Raw genomic sequence first — 17,357 nt, forward strand, 5'->3', positions numbered from 1 at the left:
ACGCTCTCAGGCTTGGGGTCAATGACCTTATTTGCTTGGAAGCAGCGAAATACCAGTTGACACTGCTAACCTCTTCGCTCGCAAGAAGAAATTAGTACGACATTTACCAAATAATTTTTCGTGATCCGAATGCCCGCAGAACGCGCACATCTCAGGCATGAATTTTCCCGCGCCCATGTTTGCATGTGCGTTGGAAACATTTTGATTTGTCAGGAAAAACGCTCGCCAGATGGCCAGGAGCCACAGAGACGGAACGCACTGAGAAGCAGCCGAAAAAGGCGCTGCGCTGATAAGCGCGGCGCCTTGATCATAAACCTTAAGCGGTCGCCAGCTTCTTCAGCTGGGCGGCCAGACGCGACACCTTGCGCGCACCGGTATTCTTGTGGACCACGCCCTTCGAGACGGCGCGCATCAGTTCCGATTGCGCCTCGACAAAAGCGTTCTTGGCAACGGCGGCGTCGCCGGCCGTCAGCGCTTCTTCGAACTTGCGCACATAGGTGCGGACGCGCGAGCGGCGCGCCTTGTTGACTTCGGTACGAGCTGCGATCTTGCGGATCGCTTTGCGAGCGCCGGGGTTATTGGCCATTCTTCACCTGACAGGTCGGACGTTACGGACAGGTCCCCGCGGTCGCGGAGACGTGAATTTCAAGGGGGCGGGGTATAACTGATGACTCCCCCCCGGTCAATGCGTTCCGCCCCGCTTTTCGCTTCCGCGAGGAGAAATTTATGCACAGGGGTGCGCAAAAGCCGATTCCGCAAGCCTTGCTCAACCGCCTGTGACCGCGTAAACCCGATATCCTAAACTTACCTGGGGGGTATTTATGCATACGATAGACCGCCGTACAGTGCTGACCACCGGCCTCGCCGCTTCGGCCGCGCTTATCACGGCAAGCGGAGCACAGGCCCGCGCTGTCGTCGGCAAGCCGGCGCCCAAATTCACCCTGACGACCTTCGACCACAAAAGAGTCAAGCTCGCCGACCTCGCGGGTGAGGTCGTCGTGCTCAACTACTGGGCCGTCTGGTGCGGCCCGTGCAAGCGCGAATTGCCCGATATCGACACCTATGTCCGCAGCAAGGGCACGAACGCTCCGAAGGTCTTCGCCGTCACGATCGATGATACGACCAGCGACAAGCAGCTCAAGCCCCTGGCCAACGTCCTGTCCTTTCCCCTGGTTATACGCATCGACAGCATGTCCTACGGCACGATCGACGGCGCGGTGCCCAGCAACTATGTCATCGATCGCAACGGCATATTGCGCTACGCCCGCGCCGCCGCCTTCACTCTGGCCGACTTCGACCACCTGATCACACCTCTGCTGGCCGAACCCCGGCCCGCCACACCGGCACCGGATGTGACGGCATAATGTCCTGTGGGCGGCATTATCCTCTGCGGGACCTCTGATTTTACAGCTATTTTCATCGCGGAAAGCGCGGAAAAGTCGGAAGACGCGGAAAAAGGGAAGGGGTGGGACAAGTTTTGCCCGAAGGGCCTTCATTCCGCGATGTCGGCAATGTACATGGCGGGAAGGCGCTACGCGCGATAGATGCAGGACCCGAAATTTCGGTGTCTTTCCATCCTTTCGGCGCTTTCCGCGTTGAAAATTGCTATAAAATCAGTGTATTGTAGAAACGAAGTGGCCGAACGCAGACGGTAGCGATCCGCTAAATTATTTCTGGCATTTCGGGCAGTAAAAGGTCGACCGTCCTTGATGCACGACGCGCTCGATCACCCCGCCGTCGTTGCGGGGACACGGCTGGCCTTTGCGATCATAGACGCAGAACCGATGCTGGAAAAAGCCCAGCTCACCCGTCGCCGCAGCAAAGTCGCTGATCGATGATCCGCCCGCCGCCACCGCCTCTTCCAGCACGGCCTTGATATCACCGACCAGGGTTTCGGCTTCCCTGCGCTTCAGTTTCGACGCTTCGCGGTCCGGACTTAGCCGTGCCCGCCACAGGGCTTCGCAGACATAGATGTTGCCAAGCCCCGCTATACCGCCCTGGGCCATCAGCAGGGCCTTGAGATTGGCCCGACGGCCCGCAGACATGCCCAACACATAGTCGGCGTCCAGCGCGTCCGACAGAGGCTCTACGCCCAGGCCCTGAAACCACTTGCTGGTATAGAGCTCATCCGGCGACATCAGCAGCATGAAGCCGAAACGGCGTGGATCGTAGAAATCAATCCTCCGCTCCACGCCATCTTTCAAAGCCACAACCGAAACATGGCGGTGTTTAAAATCGGGCTCGACGGCATGATAATAGTTGCCATCCAGCGCCTGCTGATCGACCTGGAAGCGCCCGGTCATGCCCAGATGCGTCACCCACACGGCCTGGGTATCGAGATGGAACAGGAGGTACTTGGCGCGCCGGTCCAGACGCACCACGGTCGCACCCTCCAGCCGTTTGGCAAATGTCTCAGGGAAGGGATAGCGCAGGTTGGGCCGGTACAGCTTCACATCGGATAGCCTGGCGCCGTCGAGATAGGGCTCGAGCCCGCGGCGGACCGTTTCGACCTCGGGCAGTTCGGGCATGATGGCATCCATGCAGATTGCAAATCGTACTTGGGATTTGCAAGGTTAAGGCGTGGTGATCAGGCCACGCGCACCAATCGGCGCTTGCCTTGTTCACCCAGGTCCTTGAACCACAGGGCCGGCGTCAGGGCAACATCGTCATTGAGCGCCATGGCGTCCCAGTTAATGCGAGGCGCCTTGCTTTCCGACGCGGCGATGATGGCCCGCAGTTCGGCCGCCGAGGTCACGCCGACCATGACGGTCGAAACGCCCTTCAGGTTCAGGGCAAAGCTCAGGGCGGCGTGCAGCGGATCGGCGCCGCTTTCAGCCATGATCCGGCGGACGCGCGACAGATGCGGACCGACTGGCGTCAGATTGGCAGGCAGGCTTTCGCGCGGCAGGAACAGCAAGCCTTGCAGGAAGACCGAGCGCACCTGAACTTCGACGCCGAGATTAGCCAGGGCCTCGATACTGCCATTATGCACCAGACGCTGATCCAGGATCGACGCCGGCACCTGCATGATGTCGGGCTTGAAGCGCTTGGCCAGCAACAGCGGCTGGTCGTCATAGCAGGCCGAGATGCCGATCTTGCTGATCAGACCGTCGGCCTTGAGCTTTTCCAGGCGCGTCCACAGGTCGTCGCCCAGAGGGCCCATCAAATCTTCGGCGGAATCGACGATGGCAGCATGCGCGCGGACCAGGCCCATATGGTCGACCGAACGGCGCAGGCGCGATTCCAGCCAGTCCAGGCCCTTTTCGGCGCGCAGCGTGCGCACCTGAGGTTTGAAAGGTGACGGAAACGGCCAGTTGCGGCCCAGAATCCGTTCGACATCGCCATCATAATGCGAGGCATCGATGGCCAGAACCTTGCAATCGGCGGCCAGGGACAGGATTTGGCGCACCTCGTCTTCGCCCACGCGTCCCCGCGTGTTCGAAATGCCGTAATCGCCGCCAAACTGCGCCGAACCGAGACCAAGGGATGCGACCATACGCACTGTTTCCGGATGCTTAACCGCGTTCCTTAACCACAAGGCCCGCACAGGGACTGTCGCCCGGAAAAGTTAAACAACCTATCAACAGAATATAAAAAACCCATGCGGCCCACAGCGTTTTCGCAACATATTTGCGTTAAATCGCGTTAACCATAGATCTTATTGATTCAAATACCGAAAATTCGCATGCGATCCGGCAGTCCGGCGACGCTGACGCCCTGGTCATTGATCAGCCCGGTCGACAGCTCATAAACCCAGCCATGCACCGTCAAATCCTGTCCCGAACGCCACGCGGCCAGGGTAATCGGATTGGTCGCGACATTACGCACCTGCTGGATCACGTTCAGTTCGCACAAACGGTCCAGCATGGCGTGGTCATCCGCGCAGGCATGCAGTTCTTCGCGATGGTCGTGCGCCACTTCGCGGATCGGCGCCAGCCAATGATCGATCAGGCCATGGTCCTGGGATTCGATCGCCGTGCGCACCCCGCCGCAGCCATAGTGGCCGACGACCAGCACGTGCTTTACCTTCAGCACGTGGACGGCATATTGCAGGGTGCTGAGATAGTTGGCGTCCTGATGTGGCGTCAGGTTGGCGACATTGCGGTGGACGAACATCTCGCCCGGGTCGAGATTGACGATTTCATTGGCGGGGACGCGGCTGTCAGCACAGCCGATCCAGAAATATTCGGGGTTTTGCTGACGCACCAGACGCTTGAAGAAGTCAGGATCGACCTGCGTCTTCTTGTGCGCCCATTCCTTGTTATTTTCGATCAGAATGTCCAGCATAACCGTTACAGAGCCTCCAGATGCGAGGCTGCTTATAATCAGGTCTGCGGCGGCGGCAAGCCTAAACCTATGTCAGGTGTGCAAGTGCGATATAAGTTGATGTACGCAACCCACAACGCAGCCGAAGCCGTGATCGATCACGGCGCCCGCCTTGGCGAAAGACCCGTAACGCACGGCCAGGATCAGCACGGCAACGCCCGCCAGGCTGAGAATGGCTTCGATGATCGTGATGGCGGTCTGCACGGGACGGATGCGTTTGACCTTGGCATAGGAGGTGAGACCCTCCGGCGCGCGTGCAATTTGCAGAAACTTCATGGCGGCCCCCGGCCCTTTCGTAAATCTTAAAGACACCTTAACCGCAAATCCAGAGCCGCGCAAACCTCTTGTCTTTCCTCTTCATTTCGGTCACATCGTTAGCGAAGAAAGCCCGCGAGGCGGGGAACAGCAGGGGCGCATTATGGCGGACGACAAGAAGAGTTTTGGTGGCCTGAAAACCATTGTGGCGGCGTCAGCCGCCGGCACGACCTTCGAATGGTACGACTTCTTCATCTTCGGCACCCTGACGACGATCATCGCCAAGAACTTCTTTGCCGGCGTGTCGGGCACGCTCGGCACTATCCTCACCTTGTCGACCTTTGCCGTCGGCTTTATCGCCCGTCCGGTCGGCGCCCTGGTCTTCGGCCATATCGGCGACAAGAAGGGCCGCAAGGGCACCTTCCTGTGGACCATACTGGTCATGGGCATCGCCACCATCCTGATCGGCTGCCTGCCGACCTATGCCCAGGCCGGCCCTATAGCGCCTATCCTGCTGGTCCTGCTGCGCGTCGTGCAGGGCTTTGCGCTGGGCGGCGAATATGGTGGTGCGGCTATTTATGTTGCCGAGCACGCCCCGTCCGACAAACGTGGCGGCTATACCGGCTGGATCCAGACCTCAGCCGCTTTCGGCCTGATCGCCGCCCTGGGCGTGATCCTGATCACACGCAAACATCTGGGCGAGGAGGTCTTCGCCGACTGGGGCTGGCGCATTCCGTTCGTTGTCTCGGCCGGCCTGCTGATCGTATCGGTCTATATCCGCGCCAAGACCGCCGAAAGCCCGGCCTTCGCTGCCCTGCACGCCGAGGGCCAACTGGCCAAGTCGCCGCTCAGCGAAATCTTTTCCAAGTGGAAGAACCTGAAGGGCATGCTGATCGCCCTGTTCGGTTTCATGACGGCCCAGGGCGTTATCTGGTACACCAGTTTCTTCTACACCCAGGTCTTCCTCGACAAGATCGTCAAGCTCGACCCCGAGCAGATGAACCTGCTGATCATGGGCATGACCCTGGTCTCAGCCTTCCTCTACATTACCTTTGCCACGATCTCGGACAGGGTCGGCCGCAAGCCGGTGATGATCTTCGGCATGGCCCTGGCCTGCGCCACCTTCTTCCCCGGCTTCCACATGCTGATGAAGTACGGCAATCCCGAACTCGAAGCCGTATCGAAATCCGCCCCGGTCTATGTCGTGGCCGATCCGGCGCAGTGTACCTTCCAGTTCGACCTGTTCAACACCGCCCAGTTCACCACCCCGTGTGACCTGGCCAAGAGCGTTGTGACGGGGCTGGGCGTGCCCTATCTCAACAAGGCCGATGCCACGGGCGTCTCGACGGCCTCTATACAGATCGGCGAGGCCTCCATCGTCCTGCCGTCCGGCAAGGGCCTCGACAAGGCCGGGCTCAAGGCGCTGAAAACCAAGGCGGCCGGCGAGATCAAGGCGGCCATGAAGGCCGCCGGCTATCCCGACAAGGCCGATCCGAAAAAGGCCAATCTGTGGGCCATGTTCGCCGTCCTGTGCGTGTTCGCCATCGCCTGTACCGCTCTTTACGGGCCCATGGCTTCGGCCCTGGTCGAGATGTTCCCGACACGCGTACGCTATACCGCCATGAGCCTGCCCTACAATATCGGCACCGGCTGGTTCGGCGGCCTGCAACCGGCGCTCAGCTTCGCCATGGTCGCCGGCGCGGGCGATATCTATTATGGCCTGTGGTATCCGGTCGTAACCGGCATCATCGCCATCATCGTCGCCTTCTTCTTCCTCAAGGAAACCCACGGCCGCGACCTCAGCACGATCACCGACTGATGTCGATGTTGCGTCCCCTTTCAATGATTGTTGCCTGTCTGCTGCTCGGCGGTTGCATGACCTTTTCGGGATCCGAAGGCGATATTACCGAAGGCAAGAAGCTCGGTATCAGGATCGGGGACAAGGCGGACCGGATCGAAGCCGTCATGGCCAGGAAGCATTTCCATGGTGAACGCGTCCCGTGTCCGACAGATAAGCCAAACTCAGCCTGTGTTCCGGGTGACGTAATTTATCGCTATCATCGCCACTACGCGACGGTCACCTATGACGCCGTCGATATCTACACCCACAACGGTGTCGTTACCCGCATCATCTGGAGCGCCAACCTCCTCAACCTACCTTGAGTGCCTCCGGCTTGTCCTCCGAAGCCTTGGCGAAGGGGGACGGGCAGGGTCGCAGACCCTGCACCCATTACCGGCCAGAGATTGCCATTACCCGAACACGGCTCTTGTCGACGTGCTGCGCGGCGTCGATCGCCGTTAAGTCATAGAAGCCTTCGACCGGCGGTGACCAGGAAAATTCGCCCGACGCATCCAACGCCAGAGGCTCGCCATCGATATACCAGGCCACCGGTCGCAGGCCGCGTGCTGACAATTTCAGAGGCCGTTTCAGGATAAGACGACCTTTGGCGTCCTTGGCCAGCGCCTCGACATAGACGGTAGACCCCTGGGGCGGGAACAGGATCGACACCTTGCCGTTCTGCCCTGGCAACTCTTCCAGCGCCGTCGGCGCCTTGGTCGGCGCCAGGGCCTGGGGCATGCGCGGCGGCGCCTGAAGCTGGTCGAACACGTCGAACAGCAAGGGCGCCGAAGCCTCGCGCCCCGTCTGGTCGGCCCGCGCCCCGCCATCCGGCCGGCCGGTCCATACCAGCACGGCATAGCCGCCAGCGACACCGACAGCCAGGGCGTCGCGATAGCCATAGGACGTCCCGGTCTTGAAAGCCGGACGGTTGGCGGCACGCATCAGAGGCCCGGGCAGCCTGCCTGCCGGCGCCGGCGTCTCACGCAGGATCGCCACCACCTTGTCGGCGGCGTCGGCACGCATCAGTCTCTGGCCGCCGATCGGATGGCGCTCCCCGTCCAGGGTATAGACCAGTGGCTTGGCCAGGCCGTGATCGCCCAAGGCAGCGAACAATAGTGCCAGGTCGTCGAGATGGATCCCCTCTCCGCCCAGAGCCAGGGCCAGACCGGCATCGGCCAGGCCGGTCTTCGGCCGGACCAGCTTCACACCGACCGCCTCGAACCGCGCCTGAAACACGTCGGGGCCGATCTTGTTCAGCACTGCCACCGCCGGCACGTTCAGCGAATTGATCAGGGCCTCCTTGACCGAGACCTCGCCATGGAACACGCGGTCGAAGTCCTCGGGCTGGTAATCGCCAAAGCGCGTCGGCACGTCATTCAGACGTGTTTCCGGCGCCACGACCCCGCTTTCGAAGGCAAAACCATAGATAAACGGTTTCAGGGTCGAGCCCGGCGAACGCAGGGCGCGCGTCATGTCGATCCAGCCGCCCGAGCGGTCCAGCCCGCCAGAGCCGACACTGGCCCGTACACTGCGCGTCTTGATATCGACAACGATGATGGCGACCGACGAATTGGGTCCCTGATCCGCCGCGGTTGCCGCCGCCATGGCCTCCAGCCTCTGCTGCAAGCCGGCATCCAGCGTCGTCATCACGGTGGCCTGCAGGCCCTTGACCTCCGACGCCATGCGCCCGGCGGTATGCCAGGCGATGGCCGGGAAGGCATAGCGCTGTCTGACCATCGGCTCGCTCAGCGCTTCCTGGGCCTGAGCCCGGCCGACGATGCCGCCCGCCGCCATACGCGCCAGGATCAGGTTGCGTGCCGCCAGGGCCGCCCTGGGGTGACGGTCGGGCCGGCGCGCTTCGGGCGCCTGGGGCAGGGAGATCAGCGTCGCCTGTTCGCCCAGGGTCAGGCTGGTCGGTTCATGGCCGAAATAGCTGAGGCTGGCGGCGCGCACGCCTTCGAGATTGCCGCCGTAGGGCGCCAGCGACAGGTAGATGGCCAGGATTTCGCGCTTCGAATAGCGCATTTCGAGCTGCACGGCGCGCAGGGCCTCGACGAACTTGTTGCCGTAGGACCGCGGGTGCGGCGACAACAACCGCGCCGTCTGCATGGTGATGGTCGAACCGCCCGAGACAATGCCGCCGGCGTGCAGGTTGGAGGCCAAGGCCCGTACGATCGCCATGCCGTCGACGCCCGGATGCCAGTAGAAGCGCGCGTCCTCGACCTTAAGCAGGCGCTTGACGAATTGCGGATCGGTGCGGGCGAGGTCGGCACGGATACGCCAGCGGCCGTCATCGACCGGCAGGGCGCGCAGCCATGTGCCATTGCGGTCCAGCGCTACGGCCGACGCCGTCCGAGCCTTGTACATGTCGGGCGGCAAGGCCAGGTTGGCCAGCGCCGCCACGACTTGAAACGCCAACACACCGACCAACCCCCTGACCAGGGGTTTGATATATTTATCGGTTTGGAACTCGGGCAGTTTCACGCGTTTGGTACCATAGAGGGAGAAACGCCGAATGCGGTGGGCGGGGCTTCTTATGGAAAAGGAAGGTTGGCCCACAGATTTACACAGATTAGCACAGATTTTTCAGCGCCTTATTTGATCTACTGGCGGCTCAATCTTCGATGGACGGCCTCGCTTCGCGAGGTCACGTTATCAAAGCTGCGCATAACGATCCTGGAAAAGCATGGACAAAATCTGTGCTAATCTGTGTAAATCTGTGGGCCAAACCTTTCTTCATCGTCCGGAGATCACTGTCCGGCCGCCCTGGGTACGGCCATACAGATCCGAGCGGTAGAAGTCCTTGGCCTCGGCGCCCGGCATGTAGAAGTTGCCCTGGGTGACCGCCCGCGCGATATAGGCGACCTGGAAGCCCTGGTACGACGACACGTCGAGGGCCGCGATATAGCGGTCGTCGCGTGCCTCCTGGACCTTGACCTCGGTCAGATCGCCGATGAAGCGGAACGGTCCGTTCTGGGCGTCTTCGGTGGTCAGGGCCGATTCGATCTCGAAGCCGGCCGGCAGGGCGTCGTCGACCACGATCGGCCGCAGTTCCGCCCGGTCCGAACGGCCGGAAATCACCACCAGCACCTTCTGGCCCTGTTGCATGTTCGACGGGTCGATCCTGGAGCCATCCATGGCGTAGAAGGTCTTGGTCAGCGACAGGCCGCGGCTGTCGGAGCCCGGCGCCGCCACAGGCGTGCCGATCACCGTCACCGTGCGCCAGATCGGGCCCGAGCCGACATTGGTCATACGCACCGGGGCAAACTGGCCGATGCCGTAACGCGCCACGTGCAGGCCGCCCGGCAGGGCATTGACGCCCTTGGCATCGATCTTGGTGACGCCCGCCGCCTTAAGCATGTAGGAGGCGGCGCGCAGGACATAGGCGTCCTCGATCGTGTTCATCTGGGCCGGCGACTTCATGGCGTTTTCGAGCCGCGGAATCAGCGACTGGCCGATATCGCTTTCGCCTGACTCGTAGGCCAGGGCGATAACGCCGGCCAGGTCGCGCAGCGGCGACTGGTACCAGTCCCATGGATCGGTATAGCCGAGCTTGTCGATGGCTTCTTTAAAGGCGATGCGGGCGCGCGAACGATCACCCATCATCGCCAGGCCAGCCGCCACCTGGGCACGGGCCAGCGGCGACTCTTCCGACTTGAACTGGACGTCGTGATACCAACGCAGGCGCGCCAGGTCGCCCGACTTCGCCTTGGCCAGGACATACAGCGCATAGGCCGAGGCCCGGCTGCGCAGATGGCTGGTCATGACCTCGTCGGAGATGCCGTAGTACGAATTCCAATGGTAGCCGGCACTCAGGCGGTAATTGACATTGACGAAGCCTTCCGGCTTGGCCATGGCGCGCATGGCATTGAGCGCCTTGTCGATCGCTTCCTGCGGCACATAGGCGCCGCGCGCCCGGGCTTCGATCAGGAAGTCGGTGGCATAGGCGCCGATAAAGCCGTCGGCTGCGCCGTCACCGGCCCGCCACAGCCCGAATGCGCCGTCTTCCGACTGACGGTCGAGGATCTTGTTGACCGCCACCTTCAGCGCATTGCCCGACGGCCGCGCCAGGTTCTTGCCGACCATCGATTCGTCGACATAGAGCCACGGCACCGCCGACGACGTCACCTGTTCGGTGCAGCCATAGGGGTATTTGTTGAGCGACGCCGCCAGAGGTGCCGGGTCGATATTGCGGAAGGGCGAATAGCTGACCTCGACCGACACCGAACCCGGCTGCAACCCGGCCAGCAGCGAACCGTCGGGCGCCCAGACCTCGTTGACGTTCTGCGCCGTACTGGAAACGCGGGTCTCCGGACCCCAGCCGTTACGCGTCTGGATATCGAAGCTGTCATTGAAGTTATAGCCCTGGCCACTGAGACCGATCTGCACCGTCGACACGCCCGTCGTGTTGGACGCGGTCAGCGGCACAGCCTCGATCACCCGGTCGCCGTGACCGAGGTTGAAGGTCTTTTGGAAGGCGACGACCAGGCCGCGCAGGCCCTTGATGACGGCCTGGTAGATACCCGGCTTGCCGTCGACATTGTCGAGCTCCAAGGTCGCAAAGGCGTGGTCGCCCGGCGCCAGGAAGCGCGGCAGGGCCAGGTCGGCCACCACCGGTTCACGCACCACGATGCGCTGTTCGCTGGAACCGACCTGATCGTCGGTCCAGGCCACGGTCATGATCTTCAGCTCGCCATTGAACTTAGCGATCGGCAGATGGACCAGGGCCCGGCCGTTCGATCCCGTCTGGACCACGCCCGACCACAGGGCGATGGTGCGGATCGGCGTCGTCGTCAGGCCCTCGCCGCCCAGCTGGTCACCGCCGAATTCCATCGGCGCCGGCGCGCCCAGGTTCGGATCGAGCAGGCGGCCATAGTCGTCATTATAATCGACGCCCAGGGCGCGCTTGCCGAAATACCAGTCGACCGGATTGGGCGACTTGAACTTGGTCAGGTTGAGGATGCCGGAATCGACCACCGCGATGCTGACGCGCGCCTTGTCGCCGAGTTTCAGGCCCTTGACCTCGACCGGCACGTCGATAAAGCCCTGGCCGCGATTATCGACGCGGGGCTTCGATGGCTGGTCACTGAGCGGCACACTGACCGTCAGCTTGCGCGATTTCGGATCGAGCGGGACATAGATCAATCCGACGGCGCGACGCGGTTTCGAGGCATTGACCGGATCGCGCGGCTGGATGACGCTGACCATGACATAGGCCCCGCCGCCCCACGATGCATCCGACTTCAGCCGAACCGTGGTGCCGTTTTCGCCGATCGACACGGTCTGCATCGAGATGACGTGGTCGGTGGCAACCGCGATCTGCGCTTCGCCCTTGTAAGGCGCCTTCAGGGTCAGGTCGACCGTGTCGCCCTGGGCATAGTCCTGCTTGCCGACGGCGAGGCGTACCGAGTCCGGCGCATCCGTGCCCTTGGCGGCCGAACCCCAGCCCGAAGAGAAGCGCACCACGGTCTTCGCCTTGCCCGGCGCCTCGACCTCGAGACGATAGTCACCCCAGTCGAGACCGCGTTCGAAGGTCACGCCATTGGTTCCGTTCAGGTTCATGACCTGGCTTTCCTTGACCACATCGTGGTGGCTGGATTTCCAGTGCCATTTGCCCTCGGCAATGTACCAGTCATAATCCCAGATCTCGGAGATGATGGTCACCTTGACGCCGTTGACCGCCGTCTTGTCGCCGGTCGGGGTCAGGCCGATGACATTGAAGCCCATCTTCGGCGTATCGCGCCATGAGCCGTCCTTTTGTTCGGTCTTGACGCCGAGATACAGCGGCGCGCCCTTGATGCGCAGGGTCTGGCTTTCGCGTACCGGCCGTCCGCCGGGTTCGAACACCGACGCCGTCAACAGAACGGTCAGGGGCTGGTCGGTCTCACCGGCCAGGGAAGCGTCGAACGGGAACAGGGCATTGCCCTGGCCGTCGGTCGTCGCGGCCGGCAGGTCGACATACTTTTCGTCGTACGGCTTGCTCTCGTCGCCGAACTGATAATCCTTGTATTTCGGGAACGGCGTGGCGTCGGCACGGATACGCGCTTCGCCCGTCACCTGCAGGCCCGAACCGATGGCGCCATACAGATAGTGTGCCGCCACCGTCACCGGCCGCTGTTCGGTCAAAGACAGCAGGGGGCGATCAGCATCGGCCTTGACGTCAACGCCCAGGCGCTGCGGCGCGAAGTCTTCAACCGCGAAACCGGCGTGACCGGCGTCGCCATCGAGGCCTTCCAGCACGACCTTCGCCGTCCACTGTCCGCGCGGGGCAGTCTTGGGCAGGACAACATTGATGGCGGCATAGCCCTGCGGCGTGCCGTCGAACGGCAGGCGGTAGGCCTCGACCCCCGACGGACGCGTAATGACCACGGCGCCCTTGCGATTCTTGATAGCCCGGCCTTCGTTGTCGCGGATCAGCGACACCAGGTGCAGGGTTTCACCCGGGCGATAGATGCCGCGGTCGGTATAGACATAGCCATCGACGCCATTGGTGGCCGCGCGCCCGTCCGTCGTGCTGGCCTCATCAGAACGGCCGCCGACGCCATGCGACGTCAGGTCCATCGGCGTTCGATCGACCTCGACCGCCGTATAGTCGTCGCCCGGCCCGTAAGCCATGATCATCTTGGCCTGCAGGGCATCCGTGCCCTTGAGCAGCGCGCCGTTGAAGGTGACGCGGCCGTCAGGGCCCGTCTTGACCTCACCCAGGGTGTCGCCATTGGCGGCAACCAGGTCGACCTTGACCCCGCCCATCGGCCTGGCCGATTTCAGCGACCGCACCACGACGTCGAGCCCGCTCTGGCCCTTGTAGGTGGTCAGGGCCATGTCGGTATAGATGACCCAGCGCCGCGCGCTGGCCGGTTCGTCATTGTCGTTCTTGTCGCGTCCGCCCGAGGCATCCTTGACCTTGACGACGTAGGCGCCGGCCTTCAGGGTCTTCAGGACCGAGCCGAGCGGAAAGACCGTCGTCACGCGATCGCCATTACCGGTCTTGACCGCGACCTTGCCTTCCCAGATCTTGACGCCGATATCGTCGGCGGAATCGTCGCCCCAATTGTAGTCGTATTCGCCTTCCGACACCGGATCGGGCGCCGAGACCGACTTGCGAACCAGGTTGCGATCCGAAACGTGCCAGACCTCGAAGGCCAGGGACGAGACATTGACCGTCTCGATCGCCACGCCGTCGCTTTCCTCACGCGGCAGGATGACGCCATTGCCGGCAAACCCGACATAGGACGGTTTCTCGCCGAAGGTGAAGTCGAGATCGCTGTTTTGCGGCAGCGTGTCCATGCCCTTGGCGGGCAGGCCCTTTAAAACTGTGATGCGGCGGTCGTTGAAGCCTATGCCCGAGACGCACAGGGTGTCGTCCTTGACCGACACGGCCGGTGGCGCGGCCAGGGCCGGACTGACCACGACATAGTCGCCATAGGGCTTCGAGGCGTCCAGCGGTTTGGTGAACTGCACACAGGCCTTGGGCGAGGCGCCGGAGGTGTCGAGGCTTTGCTTCCAGACGGCGAAACCGGCGGGCTTGGGCTCACCGGCGCGCGGCGCATTGGCCGATCGCGGCTTGCCGAACAGGCCGGTCGCGGCCCCGCCGATCAACCCGTTGTCGCTGGCCGTGCCCATGGTGTGGGCCGCCGGCGAATTGGTCGCCTTGGCGACGAGGAATCCGATGGAAAAACCAGACAGCAGCACGGCCGCCGCCCCTGCCAGAAGCGTCCTGTTATGCCAGTCGATCATGATGTATCCCCGCCCTTGAGGTCGTTGGCGATCCGGCGTCACAGGACACCGGTCACTTGTCGTTAACCAGTGACGAAAGCGCGGATTTTGGCAAAGATCAATCTTTGTTTTGTGAAAAACAAGAATAGCGCTAATGATTCCGCACAACGCAATGATAAGGCCGGGACACAGGCCATGATGTCACCGCCCTCCCCGTCAGGAGACCCTGCCCCTTGAGTAAATTCGCCCGTGTCATGGTGCTTGTGGTCGATGACAATCACTACATGCGGATGATTGTATGCACCATGCTACGGTCCATGGGCATCAACCTCATTCGTGAAGCGTCCGACGGCATCCAGGCCCTGGAAATCGTCCGCGACTGGCGGCCCGACGTAATTATCCTCGACCTGATGATGGAACAGCTCGACGGTATCGAATTCACCAAGCTTTTGCGCCGCGGGTCCGACAGCCCCCATCCCTATGTCCCGATCATCATGATGACCGGCCATACCGACCGCCGCCGCGTCCTCGAAGCGCGCGACGCCGGGGTCAATGAATTCGTCGCCAAGCCCCTGACCGCCAAGGCGCTAATCGACCGCATGCGCAGCGTCATCGAGAACGAGCGCGGCTGGGTGAAATCGGCCAACTATATGGGTCCCGACCGCCGCCGCAGAAATATTCCGGACTACAAGGGCCCGTTCCGCCGCGTCGCTGATAAGGCCGAGGGGAAGATCTGAAGCCGTTCAGAATTCGCTTTGAACCGTTAGAGGCCGTGTAGCGGCATAGTCGGCAAGATTTGAAACACGAATGGACACGAATAAGCACGAATAAGTCGCGCCCTAACGGTCGCGGGAGCATAATCGCGTTGGTCAGTTGGTTAATCACCGCGCGTAGCGCATTTCAAGATGACGGCAATTCCTAACCTTTTTCATCGTGTCGCAGCGGTAATTCAGGTGCACCGGCGCGCGTTAGCAAGCCGCCTTATTCGTGCTTATTCGTGTCCATTCGTGTTCCAAATCTTCTTTCAGACATGACCGCTACGCGGTCTGAAACCGACCCAGCTCAATCCGGTACGTTTTGCTTCAGTTCTTCCAGCCAGATATGGGCATTGCCGTCCGACGGCGCGCGCCAGTCGCCGCGTGGGCTAAGCGCGCCACCCGAGATCAGTTTCGGTCCATTGGGTATGGCCGAGCGCTTGAACTGTGAAATCGTGAAAAAGCGGAACAAAAAGACCTCCAGCCAGCGCTTGATGGACTTGAGGTCGTACTTGTCCTTCCACGCCTGGTAGCTGAGAAAGGCGACCTTGGACGGCTTCAGGCCGTAGCGCGTGATGTAGAACAGATTAAAGTCCTGAAGCTCGTAAGGTCCAACCTTGTCCTCGGTCTTCTGCGCCTGGCCGGCTTCGACGGGCACCAGTTCCGGCGAAATTTCGCGGCCCAAGACCGACATCAGGATCTTGCCGGTCCTGCCATCGAACTCCCGGTTGGCCGCCCAGCGGATCAGGTGCTGAATCAGGGTTTTTGGCGCGCCGCAATTAACATTGTAGTGGCTCATATGGTCACCGACGCCGTAGGTGCACCAGCCGAGCGCCAGTTCCGACAAATCGCCTGTGCCGATGACGAAGCCGCGCTTTTCCCCCGCCAGGCGGAACAGAAAATCGGTGCGCAGCCCCGCCTGGACGTTCTCGAAATTGATGTCGTAGACCTTTTCACCACGGCTATAGGGATGGCCAATATCGAGCAGCATGCGCTTGGCCGCCGGACGGATATCCAGCTCCTCGGCTGTAATCCCCAAGGCCTTCATGAGTTTAAGGGCGTCGTTCTTCGAACCCACCGTCGTGCCAAAGCCCGGCATGGTGTAGCCGTGGATATTCTGGCGCGGCAGGCCCAGGCGGTCGAAGGCCTTGCACGTCACGATCAGGGCGTGGGTCGAATCCAAACCGCCTGACACACCGATGACCACATTCTGCGTGCCGGTGGTGCTCAGGCGCTGCATCAGGCCGTGGACCTGGATATTGAAGGCCTCGTAACAATCTTCGTCCAGCTTTTCCGGCTCGGCCGGCACATAGGGAAAGCGCGGTACATGGCGGTGAAAGTCGGTCAAGCCGTGCGGCGCGTAAACGAATGACGCTCTGACGGTATAATAAGTCGGACCATTCAACATCCGGCGCGCATCATTGAAGGTGCCGTTGCGCAGCCGGTCGGACGCCACACGTTCAAGATCGACATCACCGAGCGTAATCGAATCCGAGGTAAAGCGTTCGCCCTCGGCGATGAGATCGCCCAGTTCATAGATCAGCGACTGGCCGTCCCACGCTAGGTCGGTTGTCGATTCCCCGGGTCCGGCCGCGCTATAGGCATAGACGCACATCAGCCGTTCGGAGGTCGCGCCGCACAGGCGTTTCCTGGCACGTGACTTGCCGATCACCACCGGCGAGGCCGACAGGTTGACGATCAGATTGGCGCCCGCCAGGGCCAGATGGGTCGACGGCGTATGCGGTGACCACACGTCTTCGCAGATTTCGACGCCGAAGGTGAAGGCGTCAAATCCGGCGGCGTGGAAGATGATGTTGCTGCCGACTTCGACGCTGACCCCGCCGAGATAAAGGACAGGCCGGTCCAGGTTTTCGGCCGAGGCGAACCAACGCTTTTCATAATATTCGCGGTAGTTCGGCAGGTAGGTTTTCGGGATAACACCCTTGATGTCGCCGCGCCCGACGACGATGGCGCAGTTATAGACCGCACCTTCGATACGCAGGGGCGCGCCGACAATCAGGATCGGCCGGATCGTCCTGGAAGCTGCGACCAGATCCATGAGCGCGGTCTTGACGCGATCGAGCAGGATGTCCTGGGTAAACAGATCGTCGAGCGTATAGGCCGACAGGCTAAGTTCGGGAAAGACCAGGATATCCGCACCCAGGGTTTCGGCGCGTCCAGCCAGGGAGAGATGTTCGGCCAGATTGGCCGCCGGATCGCCGATATGCACTTTCGGCGTGACGCAGGCGACGCGAACAAAGCCGTGGGACGAGGGAGCGTAAAAATCGTTTTGCATTTCGTCATTCTCCTGGCGATGGCGCCAGATATAGATAGTTTGACGCCAAAAATCTAACTTTAATGCGCCATATCTTGAAAAATTTTGCTTAAAACATGCAAAAGCACTTCTCCAAAGTCAGGCGAGATATTTCTAGTTACACGTGATACTTTATTCCGAATTTCTGTGC

Annotated in this window: 12 protein-coding genes; 4 read left to right on the forward strand and 8 right to left on the reverse strand. The window is 61.5% G+C overall.

The window, feature by feature from the left end; translation table 11 throughout:
• Positions 1-316 precede the first annotated feature (316 nt).
• On the reverse strand, positions 317-586 hold the full coding sequence (gene rpsT, locus AC1DXO_RS03835) for a 30S ribosomal protein S20 (protein WP_476976769.1): 270 nt from the start codon (positions 584-586) through the stop codon (positions 317-319).
• 235 nt (positions 587-821) lie between these two features.
• Between rpsT and AC1DXO_RS03840 the strand changes: the two genes are divergently transcribed.
• Entirely contained in the window at positions 822-1,364 is a 543-nt protein-coding gene (locus AC1DXO_RS03840) for a TlpA family protein disulfide reductase (RefSeq protein WP_476976770.1), read from the forward strand.
• Positions 1,365-1,667: 303 nt separating this feature from the next.
• Here the strand turns inward: AC1DXO_RS03840 and mutM are convergent, their stop codons facing one another.
• From mutM to AC1DXO_RS03860, 4 genes are all read right to left on the reverse strand, one after another.
• The gene (mutM, locus tag AC1DXO_RS03845; RefSeq protein WP_476976771.1) at positions 1,668-2,528 is read right to left on the reverse strand and encodes a bifunctional DNA-formamidopyrimidine glycosylase/DNA-(apurinic or apyrimidinic site) lyase; all 861 of its coding nucleotides are present in this window, start codon (positions 2,526-2,528) and stop codon (positions 1,668-1,670) included.
• Positions 2,529-2,587: 59 nt separating this feature from the next.
• The gene (locus AC1DXO_RS03850; RefSeq protein ID WP_476976772.1) at positions 2,588-3,496 is read right to left on the reverse strand and encodes an aldo/keto reductase; all 909 of its coding nucleotides are present in this window, start codon (positions 3,494-3,496) and stop codon (positions 2,588-2,590) included.
• Positions 3,497-3,666: 170 nt separating this feature from the next.
• On the reverse strand, positions 3,667-4,287 hold the full coding sequence (locus tag AC1DXO_RS03855; RefSeq protein WP_476976773.1) for a carbonic anhydrase: 621 nt from the start codon (positions 4,285-4,287) through the stop codon (positions 3,667-3,669).
• Positions 4,288-4,359: 72 nt separating this feature from the next.
• On the reverse strand, positions 4,360-4,602 hold the full coding sequence (locus AC1DXO_RS03860) for a hypothetical protein (RefSeq protein ID WP_476976774.1): 243 nt from the start codon (positions 4,600-4,602) through the stop codon (positions 4,360-4,362).
• Positions 4,603-4,744: 142 nt separating this feature from the next.
• Here AC1DXO_RS03860 and AC1DXO_RS03865 point away from each other — a divergent pair, with 142 nt between their 5' ends.
• Both AC1DXO_RS03865 and AC1DXO_RS03870 read left to right on the forward strand, forming a co-directional pair.
• Positions 4,745-6,400, forward strand: a complete 1,656-nt coding sequence (locus AC1DXO_RS03865; protein ID WP_476976775.1) for an MFS transporter — start codon at positions 4,745-4,747, stop codon at positions 6,398-6,400.
• A 56-nt stretch (positions 6,401-6,456) separates the two neighbouring features.
• Positions 6,457-6,744, forward strand: coding sequence for a hypothetical protein (locus tag AC1DXO_RS03870; RefSeq protein ID WP_476976776.1), 288 nt, complete (start codon positions 6,457-6,459; stop codon positions 6,742-6,744).
• A 67-nt stretch (positions 6,745-6,811) separates the two neighbouring features.
• Here AC1DXO_RS03870 and pbpC read toward each other — a convergent pair whose 3' ends face one another.
• Together pbpC and AC1DXO_RS03880 are read right to left on the reverse strand one after the other, a co-directional pair.
• A complete protein-coding gene (pbpC, locus tag AC1DXO_RS03875; RefSeq protein ID WP_476976777.1) occupies positions 6,812-8,905 on the reverse strand; it encodes a penicillin-binding protein 1C in 2,094 nt (697 codons plus the stop codon).
• 252 nt (positions 8,906-9,157) lie between these two features.
• Complete coding sequence (locus tag AC1DXO_RS03880) at positions 9,158-14,158, reverse strand: alpha-2-macroglobulin family protein (RefSeq protein WP_476976778.1); 5,001 nt, start codon at positions 14,156-14,158, stop codon at positions 9,158-9,160.
• A gap of 212 nt (positions 14,159-14,370) precedes the next feature.
• On the opposite strand from AC1DXO_RS03880, the gene AC1DXO_RS03885 reads away from it, so the two are divergent.
• A complete protein-coding gene (locus AC1DXO_RS03885; RefSeq protein WP_476976779.1) occupies positions 14,371-14,874 on the forward strand; it encodes a response regulator in 504 nt (167 codons plus the stop codon).
• 325 nt (positions 14,875-15,199) lie between these two features.
• Here the strand turns inward: AC1DXO_RS03885 and AC1DXO_RS03890 are convergent, their stop codons facing one another.
• Complete coding sequence (locus tag AC1DXO_RS03890) at positions 15,200-17,188, reverse strand: NAD(+) synthase (protein ID WP_476976780.1); 1,989 nt, start codon at positions 17,186-17,188, stop codon at positions 15,200-15,202.
• Between the last annotated feature and the right edge of the window lie 169 nt (positions 17,189-17,357).

It is taken from the genome of Asticcacaulis sp. P2_C5, assembly GCF_056404555.1.

What these genes read in the sequence shown, in the direction of transcription:
- AC1DXO_RS03840 (WP_476976770.1), top strand. Translation starts at nt 822, where the DNA reads ATGCATACGATAGACCGCCGTACAGTGCTGACCACCGGCCTCGCCGCT.
- rpsT (WP_476976769.1), bottom strand. Translation starts at nt 586, where the DNA reads ATGGCCAATAACCCCGGCGCTCGCAAAGCGATCCGCAAGATCGCAGCT.
- AC1DXO_RS03880 (WP_476976778.1), bottom strand. Translation starts at nt 14,158, where the DNA reads ATGATCGACTGGCATAACAGGACGCTTCTGGCAGGGGCGGCGGCCGTG.
- AC1DXO_RS03855 (WP_476976773.1), bottom strand. Translation starts at nt 4,287, where the DNA reads ATGCTGGACATTCTGATCGAAAATAACAAGGAATGGGCGCACAAGAAG.
- AC1DXO_RS03890 (WP_476976780.1), bottom strand. Translation starts at nt 17,188, where the DNA reads ATGCAAAACGATTTTTACGCTCCCTCGTCCCACGGCTTTGTTCGCGTC.
- AC1DXO_RS03870 (WP_476976776.1), top strand. Translation starts at nt 6,457, where the DNA reads ATGACCTTTTCGGGATCCGAAGGCGATATTACCGAAGGCAAGAAGCTC.
- AC1DXO_RS03865 (WP_476976775.1), top strand. Translation starts at nt 4,745, where the DNA reads ATGGCGGACGACAAGAAGAGTTTTGGTGGCCTGAAAACCATTGTGGCG.
- mutM (WP_476976771.1), bottom strand. Translation starts at nt 2,528, where the DNA reads ATGCCCGAACTGCCCGAGGTCGAAACGGTCCGCCGCGGGCTCGAGCCC.
- AC1DXO_RS03850 (WP_476976772.1), bottom strand. Translation starts at nt 3,496, where the DNA reads ATGGTCGCATCCCTTGGTCTCGGTTCGGCGCAGTTTGGCGGCGATTAC.
- AC1DXO_RS03860 (WP_476976774.1), bottom strand. Translation starts at nt 4,602, where the DNA reads ATGAAGTTTCTGCAAATTGCACGCGCGCCGGAGGGTCTCACCTCCTAT.